Source organism: Paracnuella aquatica, assembly GCF_003332885.2.
GTDB lineage: Bacteria > Bacteroidota > Bacteroidia > Chitinophagales > Chitinophagaceae > Flavisolibacter > Flavisolibacter aquaticus.
In genome coordinates this window covers 543065-568235 of the sequence record NZ_QOWJ01000001.1, presented here as the reverse complement: position 1 = coordinate 568235, position 25171 = coordinate 543065, and the positions used below count along the sequence as shown (strand labels likewise).

At 49.5% G+C, this 25171-nt stretch carries 16 protein-coding genes; 10 read left to right on the top strand and 6 right to left on the bottom strand.

Annotation, left to right across the window (positions count from 1 at the left end):
• Positions 1–4: 4 nt before the first annotated feature.
• The 4 genes from DRJ53_RS02485 to DRJ53_RS02470 all read left to right on the top strand — a co-directional run bounded on the left by DRJ53_RS02485 (position 5) and on the right by DRJ53_RS02470 (position 8399).
• Positions 5–1420 carry a PP2C family protein-serine/threonine phosphatase gene (locus DRJ53_RS02485; protein ID WP_114233985.1) on the top strand — a complete coding sequence of 472 codons (1416 nt, stop codon included), beginning with the start codon at positions 5–7 and terminating at the stop codon, positions 1418–1420.
• A gap of 5 nt (positions 1421–1425) precedes the next feature.
• The gene (locus tag DRJ53_RS02480; RefSeq protein ID WP_114233984.1) at positions 1426–5490 is read left to right on the top strand and encodes an FtsW/RodA/SpoVE family cell cycle protein; all 4065 of its coding nucleotides are present in this window, start codon (positions 1426–1428) and stop codon (positions 5488–5490) included.
• Positions 5491–5542: 52 nt separating this feature from the next.
• A complete protein-coding gene (locus DRJ53_RS02475; RefSeq protein WP_114233983.1) occupies positions 5543–6325 on the top strand; it encodes an FHA domain-containing protein in 783 nt (260 codons plus the stop codon).
• A 61-nt stretch (positions 6326–6386) separates the two neighbouring features.
• Positions 6387–8399 (top strand): protein kinase domain-containing protein, encoded by a 2013-nt coding sequence (locus DRJ53_RS02470; protein ID WP_114233982.1) that lies wholly within the window; start codon positions 6387–6389, stop codon positions 8397–8399.
• Positions 8400–8495: 96 nt separating this feature from the next.
• Here the strand turns inward: DRJ53_RS02470 and DRJ53_RS02465 are convergent, their stop codons facing one another.
• Positions 8496–8915 (bottom strand): YciI family protein, encoded by a 420-nt coding sequence (locus tag DRJ53_RS02465; RefSeq protein ID WP_114233981.1) that lies wholly within the window; start codon positions 8913–8915, stop codon positions 8496–8498.
• 188 nt (positions 8916–9103) lie between these two features.
• Between DRJ53_RS02465 and DRJ53_RS02460 the strand changes: the two genes are divergently transcribed.
• From DRJ53_RS02460 to lolA1, 5 genes are all read left to right on the top strand, one after another.
• Positions 9104–10282 carry an acyl-CoA dehydrogenase family protein gene (locus tag DRJ53_RS02460; protein ID WP_114233980.1) on the top strand — a complete coding sequence of 393 codons (1179 nt, stop codon included), beginning with the start codon at positions 9104–9106 and terminating at the stop codon, positions 10280–10282.
• A gap of 135 nt (positions 10283–10417) precedes the next feature.
• Positions 10418–10936: a shikimate kinase gene (locus DRJ53_RS02455; protein ID WP_114233979.1), complete on the top strand. Its 519-nt coding sequence runs from the start codon at positions 10418–10420 to the stop codon at positions 10934–10936.
• Entirely contained in the window at positions 10936–11334 is a 399-nt protein-coding gene (locus DRJ53_RS02450; RefSeq protein WP_114233978.1) for a DUF423 domain-containing protein, read from the top strand. The genes DRJ53_RS02455 and DRJ53_RS02450 overlap by 1 nt, the downstream gene beginning before the upstream one ends.
• A gap of 142 nt (positions 11335–11476) precedes the next feature.
• Positions 11477–14215 carry a DNA translocase FtsK gene (locus tag DRJ53_RS02445; protein ID WP_114233977.1) on the top strand — a complete coding sequence of 913 codons (2739 nt, stop codon included), beginning with the start codon at positions 11477–11479 and terminating at the stop codon, positions 14213–14215.
• A gap of 164 nt (positions 14216–14379) precedes the next feature.
• Positions 14380–15045, top strand: coding sequence for an outer membrane lipoprotein periplasmic chaperone LolA1 (gene lolA1 / locus DRJ53_RS02440; protein ID WP_114233976.1), 666 nt, complete (start codon positions 14380–14382; stop codon positions 15043–15045).
• A gap of 417 nt (positions 15046–15462) precedes the next feature.
• On the opposite strand, the gene DRJ53_RS02435 is transcribed toward lolA1, so the two are convergent.
• The 5 genes from DRJ53_RS02435 to DRJ53_RS02415 form a co-directional block, all read right to left on the bottom strand.
• Positions 15463–16674 carry an acetate/propionate family kinase gene (locus DRJ53_RS02435; RefSeq protein WP_114233975.1) on the bottom strand — a complete coding sequence of 404 codons (1212 nt, stop codon included), beginning with the start codon at positions 16672–16674 and terminating at the stop codon, positions 15463–15465.
• An 80-nt stretch (positions 16675–16754) separates the two neighbouring features.
• Positions 16755–18854 carry a phosphate acetyltransferase gene (gene pta / locus DRJ53_RS02430; protein WP_114233974.1) on the bottom strand — a complete coding sequence of 700 codons (2100 nt, stop codon included), beginning with the start codon at positions 18852–18854 and terminating at the stop codon, positions 16755–16757.
• A gap of 310 nt (positions 18855–19164) precedes the next feature.
• The gene (gene pflA / locus DRJ53_RS02425) at positions 19165–19962 is read right to left on the bottom strand and encodes a pyruvate formate-lyase-activating protein (RefSeq protein ID WP_114233973.1); all 798 of its coding nucleotides are present in this window, start codon (positions 19960–19962) and stop codon (positions 19165–19167) included.
• Between the two features lie 111 nt (positions 19963–20073).
• Positions 20074–22311 carry a formate C-acetyltransferase gene (gene pflB / locus DRJ53_RS02420; RefSeq protein WP_114233972.1) on the bottom strand — a complete coding sequence of 746 codons (2238 nt, stop codon included), beginning with the start codon at positions 22309–22311 and terminating at the stop codon, positions 20074–20076.
• Positions 22312–22316: 5 nt separating this feature from the next.
• Positions 22317–23177: a formate/nitrite transporter family protein gene (locus DRJ53_RS02415; protein ID WP_114233971.1), complete on the bottom strand. Its 861-nt coding sequence runs from the start codon at positions 23175–23177 to the stop codon at positions 22317–22319.
• A 532-nt stretch (positions 23178–23709) separates the two neighbouring features.
• On the opposite strand from DRJ53_RS02415, the gene DRJ53_RS02410 reads away from it, so the two are divergent.
• The gene (locus DRJ53_RS02410) at positions 23710–25146 is read left to right on the top strand and encodes a response regulator (RefSeq protein ID WP_114233970.1); all 1437 of its coding nucleotides are present in this window, start codon (positions 23710–23712) and stop codon (positions 25144–25146) included.
• The last annotated feature ends 25 nt before the right edge of the window (positions 25147–25171 follow it).

The following is a 25171-nucleotide window of genomic DNA, read 5'->3' as shown; positions in this document are numbered from 1 at the left end:
ACCCATGAGTAAACATTACTTCGGGGCCACCGATGTGGGCCGGATGCGGCAAAACAATGAAGATGCATTTTTTGTGCAACCCGTGCTGGGTGGCGCTTACCTCGCCGGCTGCGTTATTGACGGCGTAGGCGGGTACGAAGGCGGCGAAGTGGCAGCAGCCATTGCCCAACAAGTATTGCCCGACTATTTGCGCATACCATCCGGTGATGTGCCAACGATGATGCTGGAAGCCATGATGGCGGCGAATGAAAAAATCATTGCGGAAAAACGACAGGCGCCAGCATTGGCCGATATGGCCTGCGTGGCTACGTTGGTGTTGGTAAACGAAGCAGAAAATAGTTTGCACTACATACATGTGGGCGACACGAGACTGTATCTTTTTCGCGATGGTACGCTTGTAAAAGTTTCAAAGGATCATTCATTTGTTGGCTTCCTGGAAGACAACGGCCGGCTGTCGGAACCCGAAGCGTTGGCCCACCCGAAAAGAAACGAAATCGACAAAGCGCTTGGCTTTGAACCCAATCTTAAACGCGACTATTTTGATTTTGGCAGTTCTCCGTTTTTACCGGGCGATGTGTTGCTGCTGTGCAGCGACGGACTAACCGACCTGGTGCCTGCAGCAGGCATTGTGCAGGTGCTCGAATCAGGGGATACATTGCAACAGCAAGCAATGACTTTGATTGAGTCCGCCAACGAGCAAGGCGGTAAAGACAACATCACTGTTGTATTACTTCAGCACAGCCGCCAGCCGCAAAAGCAGCGTGCCCTGAAACCTAAAAAAAAAGCAGCACCAAAGGAACGGGCACCAAAAAAGCCGGAACCGGCCAAAAGCGCAGTTTCAGTAACGCCGGCAAAAGACCAGCCAGTAAAAGGAACGGTTAGGCCTAAACGAAGTGGCCGTAACACGGTGATTGCATTGGCACTGCTTTCAACAGTTTTAGCCATTGCACTCATCTTTGTTTTGTGGCGGCAAAACGGCCCGGCATTAAAAACGGATGAACTGGCGGGCACCGAAGAGGGTGCCCAATTGGCCCGTTTGTTTGCTGTAAACAACGGCGACACTTTGGACCTGCCGGCTTACACACTTGCACAACCTGTTGTGTTGGCTGATTCGCTGAAAGTGGCACAGGACACAGTTTTTATTAATGGAAACGGCATGCACCTCAAAGCGTCCGAGCAATTTAAAGGTGTTGCCATTTCGTTATTGCCGGGAAACAAACTAACAATACTGCAAGATGTAGTGCTCGAAGGATTTACCGTTGGTTTGCAAATTGGCCAACAAACCGTACGGCTAAAAAATGTGCAGTTCCTTAATTGCGCCGTGCCGGTAAAACATGGGGCCTCGGTTCCTGTCAACAGTCCGCACAACTTGACCATCAAGGACTCTGTATTTTTCACCACCGACACCTTATCCCGCTAAACGAGATGGCTACTGCTCCCATACATAATCCCAAACGCAACACCGAACGGCTGTTTTTGTTACTGGCATCTGTGGTGCTTGGCCTGCTCTTTTACCAGCTACATTCGGTATTGCAGCGCGACTTTACCCAGGTGCCCCAGCGCATTGCTGATGGGTCGATGGTCAATTTAAACAGCGACAATCCGGGCCAAAGATTGAAGCAGTTGTTGCAAAAAGGATTCTATTTTGATGACCGCCGCGATATTGCACTCATCACTTCTACCGTTACGCAAAACCTGCGCAGCGATGAAGCCACCATTGATAATATTGGCGAACTGAACAAACGCAAATATTTTGTCAATGGCGACCAGGCCTTTGCCCAAGGCGGTGCATCGTTTCAAAAAAGAGTAAAAGTTTCCAGAGGGCTATTGGGCTTTGCCGGCGGCGATTCGCTGCGCTACGAAGCCGAGCAAAAGGCTCCAGCCCCATTAGCGCCGCAAGTCAACGCCGGCGCAGGTTCGGGGCGTATTGAAGTGGAAATTGAAAACAGGGATGGAAATGCTGTGGCCGGTGTATTGGTGCGGCTGCAAATGATATTGCCGGAGGACAGCTTGTATAGCAATCGCGTGGTAGAAGTGGCCCAACTACAAACCGAAAAAGGTGCCGGGTTTGAAAAAGAATGGATCACTGATTCGTTGGGCGCCAAACAACTACAAGGACTGGTGGCGTATGCTCGCACCAATGCCGATGGCGAAGTGCAGTTTGAAGGCCTGCCCGAGGAGCGGGCTTTCGCAGTATTGCCGTTGCAGCCGGGTTTCCAGTTTGGTGCGTCAAAAGGAGTTGAGGCGTTGGATGGAAAGGAGTCTTTTTCTTTTGTGCAGCAACCGCATACCATTCGGCTGCTGGCCACCCGCGACTTCAACAATTTAAAAAAAGAGGGTGCCTTAATTGTGCGCATGCCCGATGAGGTAAACAAATGGTATTGGATCCTGGCAGCAGTCTTCTTTGCATCTTTTTGGTTGCTGCACGTTTTCTTATCGTTGAAATTGCCGCGTGTTGACCAACTCATTGTGCCCGCAATTTTCCTGCTTGTTGGCTTTTCTTTTTTAACCCTGCTAAGCCTTCAGGATCCGCTGCGCGACCGGTTTTTGGCAAAAGACATGCTGCTGTTTTTCAGCATCGGCATGGCTGGCATTTTTATCCTGCTCCTGTTCGACCTGCGGAAATTCACGACGGACTCCGGTTTATACAGGTTATTTTATTTTAAAGATCAGCCATCTGCCGCAACGGGCTGGCCCTGGGCTGCAGCAGCCGTGGGTTTGCTGTTGCTCACCATTATTTTTGGCTCCGGCCCCGAGGGCAGTGGGGTAAAAGTAAACCTGTTTGGCTTTCAACCCAGCGAGCTGGTGCGTTTTCTGCTCTTGTTTTTCCTGGCGGGGTTTTTCACCGCCAACGAAGCATTTATTTCAGGCTATGCTACGGCGCAAAAAAGGTGGCGCTTTTTCTATCTGGCGCTTGCCACTATTTTGGCTGCCATTTTCCTGTTCCTGATGCTGGGCGATCTAGGTCCGGCAATGGTGGTATGTTTCACCTTCATTATTTTATTTTCATTTTCCCGCGGCGATTTTGGCTACATGATAGCTTCCATTATCGGCTATGCATTACTGGTATGGCTGGTGAAAAATGTGTGGCTGGCAACGGGCATCACGGCAGCGCTGCTGGCACTTGTTTTCTTGTTCATCCGCAAGCAGATTAGCGAATCGGCTATTATGGCGCTAACCGTGATCGCTGGTTTTTTACTGCTCGATGAAGTGCCCTTTTTAGACCGCCTGTTTCCCGGCCCCATCCAGCGGCTTTCCGACAGAAAGGCCATTTGGGAAAATGCTTGGAACAACGAAGTGTTTGGTGGCGACCAGGTAGCCAATGGTATTTGGGCCATGTCGAGCGGCGGCATCCATGGGCAGGGGATCGGCGAAGGTTTTGCCAAAACAATTCCCGAAGCCCACACCGATATGATCCTGCCTGCTTTTGGCGAAGAGTTTGGCTGGGCCGGCATCATTACCATTTTTTTACTGTTTGTCATCCTGCTGCACCGGGCCATAGTCATCGGCAGGCAAACCGGAAGGCCTTTTCTTTTTTACCTGAGTGCCGGCATCGGCATCAGCACGTTTGTACAATTTGTGTTGATTGCCGGCGGCTCCACTGGTGCCCTACCGCTGTCGGGTGTGGCACTTCCATTTGTGAGTTATGGTGGCTCGTCGCTCATCATCAATATGCTGGCTGCCGGGTTCCTGCTGTCGGTGTCGATGGTGCAGGGCTCGCCGGTACAAATGGGTTATATAAAAAAACAGCAAGACCGCAACCTGATGCCCGCACTGGCGGCAGCATTTATTGGCATTACACTGTTGGGTGCCAACGTATCGCGATACCTGTTCAACAACAAACGCTGGGTAGTAGAACCCGCACTGGTGGCCGAACGCAGCGGTGCCCGCATGTACAGCTACAACCCGCGGATTGAAATACTAATGAACCGCCTGCAGGCCGGCAACCTCTATGACCGCAACAACCTGCTGCTGGCAACAAGCAAACCGGAAGCCATCGTGCAGAACAGGGACACGCTTTTAAAAGCAGGTTTGCAAACACACCTGCTGGAAGCCTTGTCGCACAAACGGCTGCAACGTTATTACCCGTTTGGCGAACAGATGTTTTTCTGGACCGGCGATGCCAACAGCGGCGTTTTTACCGGCGGCAACAATGCCTATTTTGCCGAATACCAACATGCTGCGGAACTGCGTGGTTTTCCTATTCCTACATCGGGTGTTGAGGTGGTGGCCAGCCGCTATCGCGAAGACCGATTTTTGCCGCAAACAACCCGCGAAATGATGGTGGCGCGGAAAGACTACCGGGCCATTTCGCCGCTCTTGCTCGCCGGAGTTAATAGCGAATTAGTGGACTCGGCTAAACAAAGCAACCGCGATATGCGCCTGACACTGGATGCTGCGCTGCAAATGAGCATCCAGCAATCGCTGCAGGCAAATGAGGCGGTGCGCAAAAGCAGGGTTTCGGTAGTGGTGATGGACGCATCAAATGGCGATGTCCTTGCCTCGTCAATGTACCCGCTGCCACCGGTTGATAACTGGGATTTGCTGACGCTGCCGCAACGGGAAATTGCAAAATTCGGCCAGTGGGTCAATACGATGGATCCTGGTTTTACCCATGCCACACAGCCTGGTTCTACGGTAAAATTATTGACCGCGTTAGCTGCATTTAATAAACTGGGCGATGCTGCAGCCAATAAGACGTTCCGCATTTCGCCCAACGACCTGGTGCGTACCCGCGGAGATGAACCTGATGAAGCGGGTTCCATCAACCTGCAGCGGGCAATCGTAAAATCGAACAACCCGTATTTTATTAAGCTGGCAAACGAGGAGAACCTGCACGAAGAAATGGCTACGCTGTACATCCAAACCGGTATGTTTTTGCGGGGTGTGGGCGGATATTATTATAGCTTCGATGGCGGCAACGCATTTAGAGCAGCCGAATGGCGCAATCTCTGGCGGGATACCGAGTTCCGCAGCAAAAGAAGATACGACCCTAACAACATCAGGGCAACAAGGGGTTTGGGCATTTCGGGCATGGCCTGGGGACAAGGCGAACTGGTGGGCACACCGGCCTCGGTGGCGCGGCTGGCTGCAGGCATTGCCAACGGTGGCATTTTAATGGACAACCGGTACGTGCTGCAAATTGCCGATTCGCTGGTGGGCGTAAAGGATAGTATTGTTTTGGCAAAAAATGCGCAGCATACGGCGCTGCTCACGCAGTTTATGAAGCAGCAAAGCGCTTCAAAAGTAGGACGCTTGGGCATTGCTGTTGCAGGGAAAACCGGCACCCCGGAACGCATCATTCGCGGCAAGCGCATCAACGACGGATGGTACGTATTCTTTGCGCCGAAAGCGTCTGGCGGTGGCCATATCGCCACCTGCATCCGCATCGAAGATACCAGGGGCAGCAGCATCGCCGTTCAGTTAGCGGGTACCGATGTAATTCCGCACTTGTTGCGCATGGGCTACATCAAGGGTTTTGACAAATAGCGCTACATCCGCATTCATTGAAACAACCATTTTAAATCATTAATCTACCGCTATGTTTTCGCTGTTTAAAAAAGAAAACAACAACATACCGCCCGACGTAAAATCTATCCGCGACCAGTTGCTGCGGTTCGTCAAAGAACAGTTGCAGCAATGGGAGGGAGGTGAAGGGGGCAACATCCGTTTTCTGCATTTGTACATCAATCCGGCCGACGAGGAAAAGGAATTGTACGAAGCCGCAGCATACAAATCGGAGGAAGCCAGGCTGAAAGAAGAAGTGCAGCGCATTGCCGACGACTATGCGATTGACCTGCCCGCTGACTGGCAGTTCGAGGTATATTTTTCTGAAAATGTTCCGCCCGATGCGGTGGTTGCTGCCAATCTTGCTGCGGCATTGCTGGTGCGCAGCGGCAGCCGCAAACCCGCGCAGGTATTGAGTGCAAAAGCATTCATTAAAGTGTTGCACGGCGAGGCCGAGCAGGAGTTGTACCAGTTTGATTCTGATAGCGGTCGCATCAATATTGGCCGCGACAAAAAGGTGCAGGCCGGCGACGGATTTTACCGCGAAAACTGGGTGGCCTTTCTGGCCACCAGCCAGCACGAAAGCAACCGTTTTGTGAGCCGCCAACATGCGCATGTGGAGTGGGATGGCGAAGCCGGTGTATTTATGTTGTACGCCGATGAAGGCGGTGTGCCGCCACGCAACAAAGTAAAAGTGCGACCAAGAGGCGGCGAGGCCGTCAAGTTGCAAAGCACCCACATTGGCTACACGCTCCAGCACGGCGATCAAATTATTTTGGGCGATTCTGCGTTATTAGAATTTGGAATAACACCCTGAGCAATTTTTTAGCTACATGGAAGAACATCATTGCTTGTAGCTGCCAGGGAAAAAAGAATAAATGTCAAAAGTATTTACCATAACGGAAGGGCTCGAAAATATGGGCGCCCTGAAAACGGGCGGCCAGGGATCGGTGTACAAGGCGCGGCGTATTGGGCCAATTATCACCGCTGTGAAATTATTGCCCACACCCATTCATACCGAATCGGAGGAAGACCGTCATTACCGCGACTTTCAGAACGAAGTGGCGAAACTGAAACGGGCCAATGCACAGCCCAATCCCAACGTGGTGAAATTCCTGAGTTCGGGCATTACCGAAAGCGGTTCGCTGCCTTTTATCGAAATGGAATTCATCGAAGGTCCGGACCTCGAAGAACTATTGCACCCGCCGCACGACCCGGTTTTTTCCATCAAAGAAATAATGAAGGTGGCCGACCACCTTTCCAATGCATTGGCGCATTGCCATCGCCTCGACATCAGGCATGGCGACATTAAAAGCAACAATGTAAAATTCAACATACACACCGGCAATTACGTCCTACTCGATTTTGGCCTGGCCATAATGAGCGACGAACAACGGCGTACCAGTTTGCGCCATGCCGGTGCCATCGAGTTTATGGCGCCAGAGCAGAACGAAGGCCGCATGCTGCCGCAAACAGATATTTATTCATTCGGCATCATACTGTATGAACTCATTGCCGGGCGGGTTCCGTTTCCGTTAACCGGCGGCACCGAAAGTGCCCGCAACGAAGTGCGGCTGCAGCATATGGAAACGCCGCCACCCGACCCGATGCAGCTGCGCCAAGACGCTTTGCCCCAAAACTGGAGTAGCGAAAAACAGGCGCGGGAAATGGCAGTGCCATCGTGGCTGCTGCATTTGGTAGAACAATGCCTGCAAAAAAGACCGGAAGACCGTTTCGCATCGGGGATGGAGCTGCACGATTTTGTGGCGCAGCACATGGTGCAATCCACGCAAAAAGCTGCAGCTGTTGGGGCACAACAGGATCCTTTTGCTGCACTGGAAAATGAGCGGCTGAAAAATGAATTAGCCATTTTGCAAAAAACATTGCAACAGCAACGGGAACTGGCTGCGGCAAAAGAATCGGAATTGGTAAACCTGCGGGTGGCACTTACCCGCAAAGACCGTGAGCTGGCCGAACAGCGGGAACGGCAACCTGCCTATGCAGCGCCGCCACCCCTCACGCCGGCTGCGCCAGTGGGTAAACGTTCCTCCGGTATGAAACTTCCGATGATATTGGTGGCTGTGTTTCTTGCGGCCGCATTGCTGTACTTGGCGGGCAATAATTTGTTTGGCAATAACGAGCGAATAACCGAAAGGGAACGGCCCGCAAAAAAAGTTTCGGAGCCGGCACCCGAACCACGCCGTGTGATTGGCGAATATAAAGTGGTATCGGAGCGGGCTTATTTCCATAACGAAGCCGACCAGGCTACACGTCGCAGTGCATACATGATCCCATCGGAAGAAATCATTAAGGGACTGGAAGAAAAAAATGGTTTCATCTACGTGGAGTTTACCAACAACCGCAACCAAACTTCTAAGGGATGGTTGTTGCGGGAAGACCTGATGCCACTTTCGGAATGGCTGCAACAGCAGGCGGAACAACAACGGCCGATGACGAAGATCGAGATCAACCAGCAATTGCAGGAAGCAAAAGCATTTATTAATACCAACAACCGCGATGCCGCATTTGCTATTTACCGGAAACTGGCGGAACAGGATGTGCCCGAAGCCATGTACGAATGGGGCAACCGGGCACTCAAATCGGAACACGAACAATTGAACTGTGATGAAGGTTTTGACTTGGTACGACGTGCTGCTGAAAACGATTATACACCGGCAAAACGAACGCTTGGTTTTTTATACTTGTTCGGTCAAAATAAGGATGTACTACGCATGAGCAACTACCAGCGCTGCACGTTTGAACGCAACGTGGTGCGGGGCACACGCCTGCTGGTGCAAGCAGCCACCGAAGGCGATTCTACTGCCAACCGTATTTTAAATGATTTCAATAATCAAAACGACGAAACCGATAGTAGCGAAGAAGGGCAGTAAGAAATGAATGTGGGTTTATCTAATTCAAGCGAAAGATGTTCTTGAAGCCATTTGCTTAAAGAAAAAGAAAGCGCTTATAAAAAAGCGCTGCCTGTTTTATTTAAATGTATATACGCCTTTCTCGGTCCACCATGGATAAATTTCCATCCGAAGCCGGCCGGTAATTACCGCCGAATCTTGTTGCACCATTTGTGAGACCGTTGCCGAATCAGGCGCATCGATGATAAAAATGCCGCGCAGGTCGTCGTCGGGGCCAATGGGCCCGGCCATCACCAGCGCACCGCGCTGCGCCATGCTGTTGATGTTGCGCATATGTGCTTCCTGGATCTTTGCAGCGGCGGCACTGTCTTGCGTTCGGTTGGTGCCCCGTTTCAATAATACCAGCCAGTATTGTTTCATTGCCGCGGGTTCGTATGCACCTGCCAGTGGCGGTAGGTATTCCTTTGCAGCAAGTTGGTCGGCGGCATAACAAAATACCGCCAGCAAAACGGCGGACAACATCATAATCCGGATCATTATGGCAGCTTTAGTTTTTCAAAATAATATTTTCCTTTTATAGTTCAGCTTAAAAATGATCAGCACTTGCACTGTGGCGTTGAATTGCATCTAGCTTTCGGTAAAAGTTAAACCCTATCAGGGGCGTTGGTGATGGCTTACGCAAGCCCGAAATACCTATCTTGCTTGTACGAAAAAGTGCAAACAATATGGCCACAGACCAATTTCAATCGCCAGATTATTTTCTTGTAGACGATTTGCTCACTGATGAACAAAAACTCATTCGGGAAACAGTGCGGAGTTATGTAAAAAAAGAAATTTCACCCATCATTGAAGACTTTGCGCAGCGGGCCGAATTTCCGGAACAGATTGTGCCGCAGTTGGGCGACCTTGGTTGTTTTGGTCCCACCATTCCTGCCGAATACGGCGGTGGCGGCCTCGATTATATTTCCTATGGTTTGATGATGCAAGAGCTGGAACGTGGCGATAGCGGAGTGCGGTCTACCGCATCGGTGCAAGGCTCACTGGTCATGTTTCCCATTCATGCTTATGGCAGCGAAGAACAAAAACAAAAATATTTACCCAAACTGGCCTCCGGCGAATGGCTTGGATGCTTTGGTTTAACCGAACCAGATCATGGCTCCAACCCGGCAGGCATGATCACCAATATTAAAGACGCCGGCGATGACGTGGTGCTGAATGGCGCCAAACTTTGGATATCCAATGCGCCGTTTGCACAGGTGGCAGTGGTGTGGGCTAAAGACGAAGCCGGCGATGTTCGCGGGCTGATTGTAGAGCGGGGCATGGAAGGTTTTACCACGCCTACCACGCATGGCAAATGGAGCCTACGTGCATCGGCTACCGGCGAACTGGTTTTCGATAATGTGCGGGTGCCCAAAGAAAATATTTTGCCCGGCGTAAAAGGTTTGAAAGGACCATTGAGTTGCCTTACCAAAGCCCGCTACGGCATCGCCTGGGGAGCATTGGGCGCAGCCATGGATTGCTACGATACGGCATTGCGCTACAGCAAGGAACGCGAACAATTTGGCAAACCCATCGGTGCTTTTCAATTGCAGCAAAAAAAGCTGGCTGAAATGATCACCGAGATTACCAAAGGGCAGTTGCTGAATTGGCGGCTGGGCGTGCTGATGAACGAAGGCCGGGCTACGCCGCAACAGGTGTCGATGGCCAAACGAAACAGCTGCGACGTGGCCACCAATATTGCGCGGCAGGCGCGGCAAATGCTGGGCGGCATGGGCATCACCGGCGAGTACTCGATCATGCGGCACATGATGAATTTGGAAAGCGTGATTACATACGAAGGCACCCACGACATTCACCTGCTGATCACCGGCATGGATGTTACGGGCATCAATGCATTTGGGTAAAAATGTTGTTACAAAACAATCATGCTGTTGCACACCACCGCGTTAAATTTTAAAGCCATTATAATTTTTACCGGAAAAAGCTTTTATTTAAATCCGGGTGATCCTGCCCAACGTACCTGAAACAAAAGCACCACCATGAGAATTTATCTGATCGGGTTTATGGGCTCCGGTAAAACATACTGGGGCCGGCAATTGGGCCAAAAACTGGAGCTGCCCGAATTTGACCTCGACGAACAAATAGAACAGGCCGATGGGCGGCCCGTTACCGAAATATTTGCACAGGAAGGAGAGGAGTACTTCCGCCAAAAAGAACAGGAAACGTTGATGCTACTTTCGGAAACCCACGAGAGTTTTGTGATGTCCACCGGCGGCGGCACGCCCTGCTTTTTCAACAACATAGATTACATGAACAAGATGGGTACCACCATCTGGATCAACAGTTCCATCGACAGCCTGCACCAGCGCATTTCATCCGAACAGGCGCAACGGCCATTGGTAAAAGATCTGGATAGCGAACAACTGCGGGCCTACATCATCAAAAAGCTGGGCGACCGAAAAATTTTTTACCAGCAAGCTTCTGAAGTTATTTTTGAGCACGAATTAAGCCTAGACACATTTTTAGATAAAATCTTTCACGAAGAAAATAGGTTGTAATGACGGGAAAATTATGGCTGATGGTGGGTAGCGCGTTTGCGGGACTGGGCGTAGCGTTGGGCGCATTTGGCGCACATGGACTGAAAAAACTGGTGGCACCCGAAACCGTAGCTACTTTTCAGACCGGCGTACAATACCAGATGTACCATGCCTTTGCATTGCTGGTTGTGGGGTTGCTGGCCGATCGGTTAGGCGCTGCCGGCCAGTTGAATGGTGCGGGTTGGTCGTTCCTCATTGGCACTTTGCTTTTTTCGGGCAGCTTGTATGCATTGGTGGCACTCAAAGCTGCGCAAAAAGCCGGCCTGGGTGGCATCGGCATCATTACCCCAATTGGCGGGCTGTTTTTTATCGCCGGATGGATTTTGCTGGCACTTGCCATTGCCAAAAAAATGGCGTAAAAAATTTGGTGGAACCTTTATTAACGGGTGTTGCAATGCGCTTATTGTATCAACCAACCGGCGGCAAATTTTACCCCTAAAACCCAAAGCTTACCCCATGTAAGTAGCGGCAAACACCCCCCTGAACCTTATCTTTGTCCACATGGCTAACAGGCTGAAGAAGCCCGCTGCTCCCCAGCCAAAGGAGCAGCCGGTAGTGAAGGAAAAGGCGCCGGTTCCCCAAAAATTCAAGAAAGACCGGGAAGAATCCGTTGACCTGAAAAAGTTGGCGAAAGACGAACGTACCTGGAAGATCCTGGGCACGGTGTCGCTGCTTGTTTCCATATTTCTGTTCATTGCATTTGTTTCGTATTTTTTTACCTGGAAAGAAGACCAGGACAAGCTCATGTCGGGGAGCAGCTTTTTGTTCAACGACGAACTGGTGGTGGCCAACCTGCTGGGGCGCCTTGGTGCCTGGACAGCACACCTGTTTATATTTAAAGGATTTGGCATTGCAGCCCTGCTTTTCTGCACCTTCTTTTTTGTACTCGGCATCAACCTGGTTACCACACGCAAAGTGTTTTCGCTGTGGCGCAACCTTCGTTATGTAACCATCGGCCTTGTCATTGCTTCGGTATGTTTTTCTTTCCTTTTTGGCGCAGCCGCATTTCCGTTTGGTGGCCGCGTGGGTGATATGATCGCCAATTGGCTCGGCTCATTTATGGGCTCGGTCGGCACCTCGGTTTTGTTGCTGGTAGTCGCTTCGAGTTACCTGATCTGGCAATTCAATCCAACATTCAAAATACCCGAACGGAAGCCCAAAGAAACCGTTGATGAATGGGAAGAAGAGGACGAAGAACTGGAGCCTGCAATTCCGGCGGTTGCGGTACAGCAGCCCATCTCCAGGCCTACCCGCATTGTTGCCGAAACAAAGGAACCGGAAGTGGTGCAACAACATCATGAGGCAAAACCCAACGCCATGAAGGGCGACGTACCCCTGATCCTCAACCTGCCAAAAGAAGAAACGGCCGGCGTCTCTTTTTCGGTGATCGAAAAAGAAGACGAGCCGTTTGCGATGCCCATTGCCAACCCGGTAGAAGAAGCAGTAGTTGAAGAATTAACCCACGAAGCAGAAGCTGCTGCTTTCGACATAGAACCCGAGGTGGCGACGAAACGTGCAGCCGCTGCCCCGGTGGTGATCATGCCCAAGAAAAAAGAGCAGCCGCTGCCGCAGTTGGTGATCAACACACCCGAACCCGAGCCGGAAATCGTTCCCGAACCGGTATTGCCGCCGGCTGCGCCAGCAAACTTACCGCAGATTGCCCTGGAAATAAATACGCCGCAGGAAGAAACGGAGGAGAAAGCTGAAGAGGACAAAGACTACAGCGACCTGCCGCCATACGAACCCACACTCGACCTGCGGGATTATAAATACCCGGTGGTGGACCTGTTGGAGGCCCACGGCTCGGAACGCATTGTGCAGGACGCCGCCGAACTGGAAGCCAATAAAAACCAGATCCTCAGTACGCTGAAGAACTACGCCATCGATATCCAAAAGATCAGCGCCACGGTTGGCCCAACAGTTACGCTATATGAAATTGTTCCAGCGGCTGGCGTACGCATTTCGCGGATCAAAAACCTGGAAGACGATATTGCCTTGAGCCTTGCGGCGCTGGGCATACGCATCATTGCACCCATCCCAGGCAAGGGCACCATTGGTATTGAAGTGCCCAATGTGAAAAAGACCGTGGTGAGCATGCGTACTTTGCTTTCTTCGGAAAAATTCCAGCACAACGCCTACAGCCTGCCCATTGCCGTGGGTAAAAAAATTGACAACGAAAACTTCATTGTAGACCTGGCAACCATGCCGCACTTGCTGATGGCGGGCGCCACCGGCCAGGGTAAATCGGTGGGCTTGAATGCGATCTTGGTGTCGCTGCTGTATAAAAAACACCCGTCGCAACTCAAGTTTGTACTGATCGATCCAAAGAAAGTGGAACTAAGTGTGTACCGGTTGATTGAAAAGCACTTCCTGGCCAAGTTGCCCAACGAAGACGAAGCAATCATCACCGACACAAAAAAAGTGATCAATACCCTCAATGCCCTGTGTATTGAAATGGACAACCGCTACGACCTGTTGAAAGAAGCGGGTGCCCGCAACATCAAAGAATACAACGAGAAGTTTACCAAACGGCGCCTGAACCCGCAAAAGGGCCATCAATACCTGCCGTTTATTGTGCTGGTGGTGGACGAGTTTGCCGACCTGATTATGACTGCCGGCAAGGAAGTGGAAATGCCCATTGCCCGCCTGGCGCAGCTGGCCCGAGCCGTGGGTATTCACCTGATTATTGCCACGCAGCGCCCTTCGGTCAATATCATTACCGGTACCATCAAAGCCAACTTCCCGGCACGCATCGCGTTTAAGGTTTCTTCGAAAATTGACTCCCGTACCATTTTGGATGCCGGCGGTGCCGAGCAACTTATTGGTAAGGGCGACATGCTAATTTCGTACAACGGCGAAATTGTCCGCCTTCAGTGTGCCTTTGTGGACACTCCGGAAGTGGAGCGCATTGTGGAATATATTGGCAAACAACGGGGCTACTCGCAGGCATTTCAACTGCCTGAATACACTGATGAAAAAGAAATCGAAAAAGGTGGTGACCTGGATGCCGGCGACCGCGATCCGCTGTTTGCCGATGCAGCCCGCCTGATTGTGCAAAACCAGGTGGGTTCCACCTCGCTGATCCAGCGCCGGATGAAGCTGGGATACAACCGTGCCGGTCGCCTGATGGACCAATTGGAGCAAGCCGGTGTGGTAGGGCCTAACCTGGGCAGTAAAGCCCGCGAGGTGCTGTACAAAACCGAGCACGAACTGGAAGAATTTTTAGAAAACTTTGGTTAGAATGCCGTTAAGAAGGCGGGTAGCCATCAATTACGGTACATAACTTGAAATATAGCTGGTATTGAACGGCTATCTTTAACGCCGGCATTTTTAAAACCACTGGGTGCATTACCTTAATTCATTTTATTGAATTGATTGGACCACCCAAATAATATTACTTACCAATGAAAAAAATGTACGTTTTGATGGCCTTGCTTGTTGGATTTTTAAGCAGCGGGGCGCAAACCAATAGCAGGGAAACCAGGAACGACCCGGATGCTAAAAAGGTACTCGATGCAGTTAGTGCCAAGTTCCGCACCTTTAAAGCGCCGCAAGCAACTTTTACTTACCAAGTAGAAAATGCGCAAGGCAAAGTGCTCAGCAGCCGCAAAGGCACCGTGAATATGAAGGGTAACAAGTACAAAGTGAATATGGGCGGTATGGAAATATTTTCCGACGGCCGCACATCCTGGAACTATGACAAAAATGCGAATGAAGTAACGGTAAGCGGCGTGGACCTGAACGGTACTGCCATGACGCCGCAACGGCTATTCACCAATTTTTACGACCGTGATTTCTTTTACAAATTAAATGGCGAAAAAAAGGTGGCTGGTAAAACAGTTCAGGAAGTGGAACTCACACCGACCGATAAAACAAAGCCTTTCCATAAAGTATATGTGCTGATTGACAAGGCCACGAAAACAATCTATAGCGCCCGGTTTTTGGAAAAAAGCGGCAACCGCTACAGCTATACCATCAATTCGCTCAACCCCAATGCGACTGTTACTGATGCAGCTTTTGTTTTTGACAAAGCCAAGTATCCCGGCGTAGAAGTGGTTGATCTTCGATAAACGTTACTGTTCATTTTTGTAAAAGCCCGGTTTAACCGGGCTTTTATTTTGCGTGTAAAACAATACGCGAATGTTGTACAAAATTTTTTAGAACAGCTTGCTATCAGAATGTCTTTTCGAAATGCAGAGTTGTCATGCCGAACTTGTTTCGGCATCTCCTTTTTCCGCCAAGGTTTATCAAAGCATAAGTAGATGCCGAAACAAGTTCGGCATGACATGTACTATGCTACAAAATGCGGGCACGACAGCATGTAAGTGCTTTATCTTTTTTAACACCGTATGCATTCGGATCGGTTTACCAAAAGAAACTGTAAGACGTTTTTGCCCATAAACTTCAATACAGAAACCGAATAACACAACACTCAAAAAGAAAGGGATGCAACATTTGCATCCCTTTTTTAATTTAAAATGATATTGTTACGCTACAGCCATCGGCACCAACAACTCAAAACATTGCTGCGCGATCTCTAACTCTTCATTAGTTGGTACTACTAATACTTTTACTGCACTGGCATCTACATTTATTTCGCGGATGCCGGGTGTACGCTGGCTGTTTCGTTCAACGTTCATCCGGATGCCGAAGAATTCCATATCCGTGCACACCATTTGACGGATGCGGCTGTCGTTTTCACCAACGCCGGCAGTAAACACAATCGCGTCCAATCCATTCAGTGCAGCGGCATAAGCACCAATGTATTTTTTAATGCGGTAGGCGTACAATTCATAGGCCAGCGCGGCTTGTTTGCTGCCACTATCCATAGCCTTTATCACATCACGCATATCGCTATAACCAGTAAGCCCCACCATGCCGCTTTGTTTATTCAGCAAGCCACTAACCTGGTCGGGGGTATAACCCAGTTGATTAATGAGGTGAAATATAATGGAAGGGTCTAGGTCGCCTGAACGGGTGCCCATTACCAGTCCGGCCAGTGGGCCAAACCCCATCGACGTATCGATGCACACCCCGTTTTTAATGGCAGCCATACTGCATCCATTGCCCAAGTGAATAGTGATGATCTTCGCATCTTTTTTCTGCAGGTATTCGGCTGCACGTTCGCTTACATATTTGTGCGATGTGCCATGAAAACCATAAGCCCTGATGCGTTGCTCGGTGTACAGCGCCTCGGGCAGTGCGTAGCGAAAGGCACGTTCGGGCATGGTTTGGTGAAATGCAGTATCAAAGACCGCCACCTGCTGTGCACGAGCAAATATCTTTTCCGCCACTTCAATGCCCACATAGTTGGCCGGGTTATGCAACGGCGCCAGCGAAAACAGTTTGCTGATCTCTTCTTTTACTTCATTCGTAATTACCGTTGTTGCAGAAAAGCTTTCGCCGCCGTGCACCACGCGGTGGCCCACCACTTCAATGTCATCAGGGTTTTGGATCACGCCAATTTCCCGATCGGTGAGCAACAGCGCCACTTCTTTTAGTCCCGCTTCATGATTTTTTAAAAACAGCGTTTTGCGCACCACTTGTTCTTCACCTTCAGTAAAAATTTTGTGGGTGATGATGGAACCATCCAACCCGATGCGCTCTACCAGACCGGTACACACCGGCTGGGTGTCCGGCATTTTAAACAACTGGTATTTAATGGAACTGCTCCCGGAATTGACTACGAATATGTTCATGAAGTGGGATTTAATGTTTAAGGTCTAAAGTTTAACGTTGGGAGCTTCCTGAAGCATTTACAACGCTAAACTTTGAACGTTTACTTATCGGCGTCCTGCGCCTGCAGTGCAGTGATTACAACGGTATTAATAATGTCTTCTACAGTACAGCCGCGACTTAGGTCATTTATCGGCTTGTTTAACCCTTGCAGCATTGGCCCGATGGCCAGCGCACCGGTTTCGCGTTGCACTGCTTTGTAAGTATTGTTGCCTGTGTTCAAATCAGGGAAAATCAACACGCTTGCCTGTCCGGCCACTTCCGAATTCGGTAATTTTTGCTTACCGACAGCGGGGTCAACCGCAGCATCGTATTGAATCGGGCCTTCGACTTTTAAATCGGGACGACGTTGTTTTACGATCTCAGTTGCCTGCCGCACTTTTTCTACGTCGGCACCTTCGCCGGAAGTGCCGGAGGAGTAAGACAGCATGGCTATGCGTGGCTCGATGCCAAATCGCTGGCTGCTTTCAGCCGATGAAATAGCGATCTCGGCAAGTTGTTCGGCAGTAGGATTGGGATTCACGGCGCAGTCGCCAAATACCGATACACGATCGGGCAGGCACATGAAAAATACAGAGGATACAGTGGAAATACCAGGCTTTGTTTTTACAAACTGCAATGCCGGCCTGATGGTATGCTGCGTTGTATGAATGGCGCCAGAAACCATACCGTCCGCATGGCCTTTATATACCATCATGGTACCGAAGTACGATACATCGGTCATGAGATCGCGGGCCATTTCCATTGTTACATTTTTCGATTTACGCAGCTCGTACAGCGTTTCCACGTAATCGGCATATTGCTCGGATGTAGCAGGATTTATTACTTGGACATGGTTCAGATCGAGGTTCAATCCAAGCCGTTTTACATTGGCTGCAATCTGTGCTGCATCGCCCAAAATGGTGAGGCGTACCACTTCTTGCGCCACCAGTCGTGCAGCAGCTTTCAACACCCGTTCGTCATTGCCTTCCGGCAACACAATGTGTTTGATTTTATTTTTTGCCCATTGTGCCAGTTGGTACTGAAACATATGCGGCGTCATGGTTTCGGTGCGGTAGGTTACAATTTTTTCATCCAGCCTTTTTACGTCCACGTATTTTTCAAACGTGCTGATGGCCAGTTGCACCTTCTTTGTGTTATCTGCGGAAATGCGCGACTGAATGGCGCCTATTTGCGTAGTAGTGCGCCAGGTGCCGGTTTTTACAACAATGATGGGCACCACCGTTTGCAAACCTTCTAGCAGCCGCAGCACCGGTTCTTCGGGTTCAATACCGGCAGTGAGCACAATGCCCGCCACACGGGGATAGTTAACCGAAAGGTTTGCCTGCATCGACGCAATGATGATATCGCCTCGGTCGCCCGGTGTAACAATCAGCGCATTGTCTTTAATGTGGTTTAAAAAATGCGGCACCTGCATGGCGCCTGTAATAAATGTATCAACCTGGTTGGCCAATTCATTTTCACCCAGCAACAACTTGCCGTTCAGTTGCTGGTAAATTTCTTTCATGGTGGGGTTGAGCAGGCCTTTGTCTTCAGGAATGACTGCATAGATCAATCCACCATTCAATTGCGACTGCAACAACTCACGAACATCGGTCAGTTGGTCCTGGCTTACCTTGTTTACAATTACCGATAACACCTGCACATCGCGGGTGGTGATGTTGCGCAAAACAGTGTGCACCGTATTTATGATCTGCGCAGTGGTTTTGTTTTGCCCAGAAATAACCAGCACCATTGGAGCGCCGAGGTTCTTGGCGATAGTGACGTTAGTTTCAAATTCAAAAGCAGTGCCTTCACCAATAAAATCAGAGCCTTCAATAACGGTGATGTCAAAGGCACCTTCCAGCTTTTTTACTTTACGAATTACCGTATCAATCAGCACACCTTGCGAATCCGTTTCCATTTGCTGCAACGCCTGTTGCCGCGTAAACGCATAGGTGTCTTCATAAGCGATGGGCAGCGCAAAATGCGAAACGATGGTCTCTATGTCCACGTCTTTTTGTTCGCGGGGATCGCTGTTGATGATGGGTTTAAAATAGCCAACCTTTTGTGCCTTGCCCAGCAGCATATTGATGAGGCCTAAGGCTACTACCGATTTGCCGCTGTATGGTTCTGCCGTTGCAATGAATATTGTTTTCGCCATAAGTAATTGCGCTGTTATTTGTGCAAAGTTGTGTGTACCAACATTGAATATGGTTAATCTTAATCATACTCAGCCTTGAAAAAGATTATTCCTTCCGCCCATTTTGTATGACCCTATGCCGCTACAATTCTTGTTCCCAAATATATTTTATTCAATAAAGATTCCATTCCGTAGTCATTTGAGGGAGTGCATGAATAACGCTTCACCACTTGCGGTTTGTCGTATTGCCGTAAATGGCAGTTTATTGTACATAAAAATGCCGGCGATATTGCCGGCAAGTGGTTGCTTTATTTTTTAAAAAGTGTTGTTTTCAATTCACTTTTACTTCCTTAAAATACTGCCCGAAAATATCCGCAGCTTTTTTCACTTGCTCTTTAGTGGGCGGCTCTACACCTTTTAGTTTGTACTTCATGCCAAGGCCTTCCCATTTGTGCACACCCAACACATGATATGGCTGGATCTCTATTTTTTGGATTGATTGGTAATCTTTGAAATGATTGCCCAACGCATGCAGGTGTTCTTCCTGGTCGCTCCAACCCGGTACCAGCACATAACGCAGCCACATGGCCTTTCCGGTACTTTCGCGGTACTCGGCACATTTCAACACGCTTTTGTTGGTAAGACCAGTGATTTTATGATGCCATTCATCGTCGAAATGTTTTACATCCAGCAGCAGGTAATCCGTTTCAGCGTACAATGCTTTTACATCATCGTTCAGCAATTTACCATTCGAGTCCAACGCCGTATTGATGCCTTCTTCATGCAGCCTGCGAAACAGCGTCAATAGCTTTGTGCGCTGCAACGTAGGCTCGCCGCCCGACACAGTAACACCGCCTTTTCTACCGAAATAAGGTTTTTCACGAACGGCCCGCTGCACTATTTCTTCAATGCCGACAAAGCGGCCGCCGTGCACATCCAGCGTATCGGGGTTGGCGCAATACAGGCAACGAAACTGGCAGCCTTGTGTAAACACTACCATGCGAATGCCGGGCCCGTCGTGGGTGCCAAATGTTTCTATGGAGTGGATCCTGAGTTGTTCAGGTGTATCGATGTTGAGGTGATCTGCTTCCTGCGCTACCAGCAGTCCGTCTTTTATATGGAGGCACATGGGTAAATGGTTTTCGTTTTCGACTACAATTGCTTGAAAAAATCAGCGAGAAATTTTTGAAAGAACGGGCCACAATGTGCAGCCCGTTCTTTTATTTAAAACCCCTGAGCACTACATTCTTTCGTGGAAGGTCCGGGCAATCACTTCCAGTTGGTGTGCTTTACTCAACCGGATAAAGTTTACCGCGTACCCCGACACACGGATCGTTAGCTGCGGATAATTTTCGGGATGGTTGTACGCATCCACCAGGGTTTCCCGGTTCAGCACGTTTACATTCAGGTGCTGTGCATTTTTGGTAAAATATCCATCCAGCAGGCTCACCAGGTTTTCTACCTGATCTTCCCGAATACTGCCCAATGATTTAGGCACCATCGAGAAAGTGTTGGAAACACCATCCTGCGCATAACGGTATTCCAGTTTGGCTACCGAGTTAAGCGATGCAATAGCACCGTTGCTATCGCGGCCATGCATGGGGTTGGCTCCCGGTGCAAACGGCTCGCCGGCTTTGCGGCCATCAGGTGTGGCGCCGGTTTTTTTACCATACATCACATTGGAAGTAATGGTGAGCAGCGACATGGTGGGCACTGCGTTTTTATAGGTGCGGTGCGATGCCAGCTCATTGAAGAAAAATTCGGCAATTTCCTGTGCAATGCTGTCCACACGATCATCGTCGTTGCCGTATTTTGGATAGTCGCCTTCCACTGCAAAATCAACAGTGAGGCCTTCTTCGTTGCGGATCGCTTTTACCTGCGCATATTTAATGGCAGAAAGCGAATCAGCAATGATGGATATACCCGCTGCACCGTAAGCAATGTCGATGCCGGGGTCTGTATCGATAAATGCAAACTGCGCTTTTTCATAGTAATATTTGTCGTGCATGTAGTGGATGATGTTCATCGACTTGGCATATACACGGGCCACTTCTTTCATGGCAGTTTTAAAACGGAACAGCACTTGTTCATAATCCAGTTCGTCGGACGGAAGCGGTGCAATTCCTTTTACCAGCGGCACACCCGAAAATTCTTCTTTACCACCGTTCAGCGCCAGCAGCAAGGTTTTTGGGAGGTTGGTGCGGGCTCCAAAAAACTGGATGCGTTTGCCAATTTCCTGGTACGATACGCAGCATGCAATGCCGTAATCATCCGAGCCGCGGGCCGGCCGCATCAGGTCGTCGTTCTCATATTGAATGGACGAAGTATCGATGGAAACCTGTGCACAATACTCTTTGAATCCTTGTGGCAGTGCATTCGACCAAAGCACGGTGATGTTAGGTTCGGGCGATGCACCGAGGTTGTACAAGGTTTGCAAAAACCGGAACGATGTGCGGGTAACTTTGGTGCGGCCGTCTTCAAACTGTCCGCCAATGGCTTCGGTAACCCAGGTTGGATCGCCACCAAAAATTTCATCGTAAGCTGCAGGGCGCAGGTGGCGCACCATGCGCAGTTTCATTACAAATTGGTCTACCAGTTCCTGTGCTTCTACTTCAGTAACCAGGCCTGCTTCCAGGTCTTTCTCTATATAAATATCGAGGAAAGAAGAAACGTTGCCCAGCGACATAGCGGCGCCATCCTGCTCTTTTACAGCGGCCAGGTACGCCATGTACACCCACTGTACTGCCTCTTGTGCATTTTGAGCGGGGCGGCTCAGGTCGAGGCCGTAAATGTTGCCCAGTTCCTTGATGTCTTTCAATGCAGTGATCTGGTCAAACAGTTCTTCGCGCAGGCGAATGGTGTGCTCGGTCAGTTCGCCTTCCACCGCTTTTTTGTCGGCTTCTTTCGCAGCAATCAGGCGGTCGGCGCCATACAATGCCAGGCGGCGGTAATCGCCAATAATGCGGCCACGGGCATAGTTATCGGGCAGGCCGGTAAGAATGCCTTTCGACCGGAATTTTAGTATTTCTGAATCGTACGCCGAGAACACAGCACTGTTGTGGTCTTTAACGTACTTAAAAATCTCTTTTACATTTTCCGCAACCTCGCCGCCTTTTTCTTCAACAGCACCTTCCACCACGCGGATGCCGCCAAACGGCTTGATGGCACGCTTCAGCAGTTCGTCGGTTTGCAGGCCAACAATTACTTCCAAATCTTGCCGGATATAACCCGCGGCATGGCTGGTGATGGTCGATATTTTCTCCGCATCCACCGAACGGCAACCATTGCGCTGGCGCTCTTCTTTCATTGCTTCCAGGCAAATTTGCCATAGTGCTTTTGTGCGATCAGTAGGTGCCGCCAAAAACGAGGCGTCGCCGTAGTAGGGCTGTATATTGTTGCGAACAAAGTCCTTTACATCAATGCTATTGTTCCAGTTTCCGGCAACAAAAGGTGCGCTGATGGTTGCTAAGCTTTCCATGATTTTTAATTTAATTGATTCTCTAAAGCTTCCATTTGGTGGCTATACTCGTTAGTCGCAATATGGGTATCGGCAGATGGTGCCGCATTTTCTTTAAACATAAACCAGTAGGGTAGGGCCACAAATACCACCCCGCCTACAATATTGCCCAGCGTAGCCGGCAGAAGGTTTACCACTAGAAATTGGTACATGCTGATATCGGCGCCCAGCATCATACTGGTGGGGATAAAAAACATATTGGCGATGCTGTGCTCAAAGCCAAATGCTACAAAACACATCACCGGAAACCAAAGGGCCAGTATTTTGCCTGTTACATCTTTGGCGGCATACGCTGCCCAAACAGCCATGCACACCAGCCAGTTGGCGCCAATCCCTTTCACAAATGTTTCCCAGAAATGGTGCGATGTTTTGTTGATGCCGATCTTTTGTGCAGCTTCAAGCCAGGGGCCGGAACTAAGAATGCCGGTTTGATAAGCAAAAAGGTAAGCCACGATGAGTGCACCGACAAAGTTGCCAGCATATACAATAGTCCATATGCGCAACAAACGGCTAATGTTCGTCTTCCGGTGCAGCAATGCAAACGGTATCACGGCACAATCGGAAGTAAACAATTCGGCGCCGGCTATTACGACTAATACCAGGCCCAGGGGAAAGAGGGCACCAAATATGAATTTTATGATGCCCGGGTTGGCTGCCGCTACCTGTGGCATGCCGCCTGTAACCACCAATGCCAGCAAACCACCCAATGCAATAAAAGCACCGCCCAGCAAGGAATACACCAATAGCCGGGAAGTTGAAAAAGCATCTTTTTGTGCAGCGCTTTTGTTGAAGAGGACAGCGATTTCGGGAGGCGTGGCGAGGGACATTTTGTAGGTAAATCGTTGAATATGGCTGCAATTTACCCTTAGCCATAGCGGTGGGGCATGACGAACATCAACGCATTACGTGAGTGTTATAAGTATTTACGCTCAGCGCAATTTGGTCTATCTCGATTGGACCGCTGTAGAAGAGGTTCAAGTTTTACAAAAAGAAGCGTTTGCAGCTGAATAATGCTAGTTGGCAAGTTAGATGTTCTTCAATCGAGCAATTGCTCTTTCTTAGCATTACATCGGTCGCAACCATATAGACCGGAACGAAAAGCTTTTAAGCTTTTTCAAATCAAATCTGCAGAAGGTTCGTTCATTAAATTATTGATAAGCAAAATGTGTCATTGCGCAAGTAATTAAGTAGGGTAAGGGATAACCCTAAACGCCCGGTTTTTGTTGTAAAACACGGCCGATTATTGATGAGATAATCAAACGTTCGCTGTAATTTTACGGTTGCATCAATAGCAAAATCCCGGCGTGGCTACAGACCCGCCTGCCGTCATCCTACCAAAATCCGAATCCTAACCGTCTTATGCAGTTGGAAGCAACCCAATTGAATATTTTAATTGTTGAAGATAATCCCGCCGATATCTACCTGATCGAGGATATGCTCGAATCCTTTGGCAAAAGGATTGGTGCTATTTATAAGGCTACCCGCATGAGCGAAGCCAAGGAAATGCTGCGCACCAATGAAGTGCACCTGGCCCTGCTCGATCTTTCGCTGCCCGATAGTTTTGGATTGGACTCCCTGCTGGAAATTACCGAGGCAGATTGCCGCATCCCCATTATTGTGCTCACCGGCTATGCCGATACCGAAACGGCGTTAAAAGCATTGAACCAAAATGCACAGGACTACCTGGTAAAAGGACAATTCGATGCCGGCCTGCTGTTAAAATCCATTGAATACAGCATTGAACGGAAAAAGGTGGAAGAACGCATTCTGATGTCGGAAGAGAAATACCGGCAGATGTTTTACCGCAACCCGTTCCCGATGTGGATTTACGAACCGGAAACTTTCCGTTTCCTGGAAGTGAATAATGCCGCATTGCAGAAATATGGCTTTTCCCGTGATGTTTTTTTGTCTCTTTCCATCAATGATATTTTAGTATCGAAAAGCCCGATGGTGCACGATGGCAACGAAGTATTGTGGCTGCACCGCACCAACAACGGCAGTCACATCATCGTTGAATTTGCCAGCCATGTTATTCCGTTCAACGGCGGCACCGCGATGCAGGCACAGGTAAATGATGTATCGGAAAAAATAAGGCTGCAAAACGAACTGGTAGGAAAAAAGCAGGAACTGGTGGAAGCCGTTTTGGAAGCGCAGGAAAACGAACGCAAAAATATTGGCCGCGAACTACACGACAACATCAACCAGATTTTAACCGCGGTTAAATTGAACCTCGGACTGGCAATGGACCATCCAGACCTTCAGGAAAAATTGCTGTCTAAAAGCATTCAGAATGTAGCGCAGGTGATGGATGAAATTCGCAAACTGGCGAAAGAACTGATCCTTCCGGGCAACCTGAAAGAATTGGGGCTGGTGTATTCGGTGGAAGACCTTGCGAAGGAAATGCTGGAGCCGCAGGGCGTTCAGCGGCATTGCAACATTGCTACCATTCCGCGGGTGGAACAATCCGAAGACCTGAAGCTGAATATTTTCCGCATGGTGCAGGAGCAACTTTGCAATATTGTAAAATATGCCGCGGCCAGCAGCGTAAGCATCCAGCTATTTGAAAAGAACGGGCAGGTGCATCTGCACATTACCGATGATGGACGTGGCTTCGACCCTTTGGTAAAACACAAAGGCGTAGGCCTGACCAACATTATTTCAAGAGCACAACTGTTTTCAGGACAGGTCACCATCAACTCATACCCCGGTGGCGGTTGCAACCTGCAGGTGGTGCTTTCGCTCAACCAACCCAATATTTCAACGCCAAACGCAGCCACCAACCTGGTGCTGTTTTAATATTATTCAGTCATTCTAAATAAAA

Excerpts from the sequence above, each read along its gene's own strand:
- pta (WP_114233974.1), bottom strand. The coding sequence starts at position 18,854 with ATGGCGAAAACAATATTCATTGCAACGGCAGAACCATACAGCGGCAAA.
- DRJ53_RS02470 (WP_114233982.1), top strand. The coding sequence starts at position 6,387 with ATGTCAAAAGTATTTACCATAACGGAAGGGCTCGAAAATATGGGCGCC.
- DRJ53_RS02410 (WP_114233970.1), top strand. The coding sequence starts at position 23,710 with ATGCAGTTGGAAGCAACCCAATTGAATATTTTAATTGTTGAAGATAAT.
- pflA (WP_114233973.1), bottom strand. The coding sequence starts at position 19,962 with ATGTGCCTCCATATAAAAGACGGACTGCTGGTAGCGCAGGAAGCAGAT.
- DRJ53_RS02465 (WP_114233981.1), bottom strand. The coding sequence starts at position 8,915 with ATGATCCGGATTATGATGTTGTCCGCCGTTTTGCTGGCGGTATTTTGT.
- lolA1 (WP_114233976.1), top strand. The coding sequence starts at position 14,380 with ATGAAAAAAATGTACGTTTTGATGGCCTTGCTTGTTGGATTTTTAAGC.
- DRJ53_RS02445 (WP_114233977.1), top strand. The coding sequence starts at position 11,477 with ATGGCTAACAGGCTGAAGAAGCCCGCTGCTCCCCAGCCAAAGGAGCAG.
- DRJ53_RS02415 (WP_114233971.1), bottom strand. The coding sequence starts at position 23,177 with ATGTCCCTCGCCACGCCTCCCGAAATCGCTGTCCTCTTCAACAAAAGC.
- DRJ53_RS02480 (WP_114233984.1), top strand. The coding sequence starts at position 1,426 with ATGGCTACTGCTCCCATACATAATCCCAAACGCAACACCGAACGGCTG.
- DRJ53_RS02455 (WP_114233979.1), top strand. The coding sequence starts at position 10,418 with ATGAGAATTTATCTGATCGGGTTTATGGGCTCCGGTAAAACATACTGG.
- DRJ53_RS02475 (WP_114233983.1), top strand. The coding sequence starts at position 5,543 with ATGTTTTCGCTGTTTAAAAAAGAAAACAACAACATACCGCCCGACGTA.
- pflB (WP_114233972.1), bottom strand. The coding sequence starts at position 22,311 with ATGGAAAGCTTAGCAACCATCAGCGCACCTTTTGTTGCCGGAAACTGG.
- DRJ53_RS02450 (WP_114233978.1), top strand. The coding sequence starts at position 10,936 with ATGACGGGAAAATTATGGCTGATGGTGGGTAGCGCGTTTGCGGGACTG.
- DRJ53_RS02460 (WP_114233980.1), top strand. The coding sequence starts at position 9,104 with ATGGCCACAGACCAATTTCAATCGCCAGATTATTTTCTTGTAGACGAT.
- DRJ53_RS02485 (WP_114233985.1), top strand. The coding sequence starts at position 5 with ATGAGTAAACATTACTTCGGGGCCACCGATGTGGGCCGGATGCGGCAA.
- DRJ53_RS02435 (WP_114233975.1), bottom strand. The coding sequence starts at position 16,674 with ATGAACATATTCGTAGTCAATTCCGGGAGCAGTTCCATTAAATACCAG.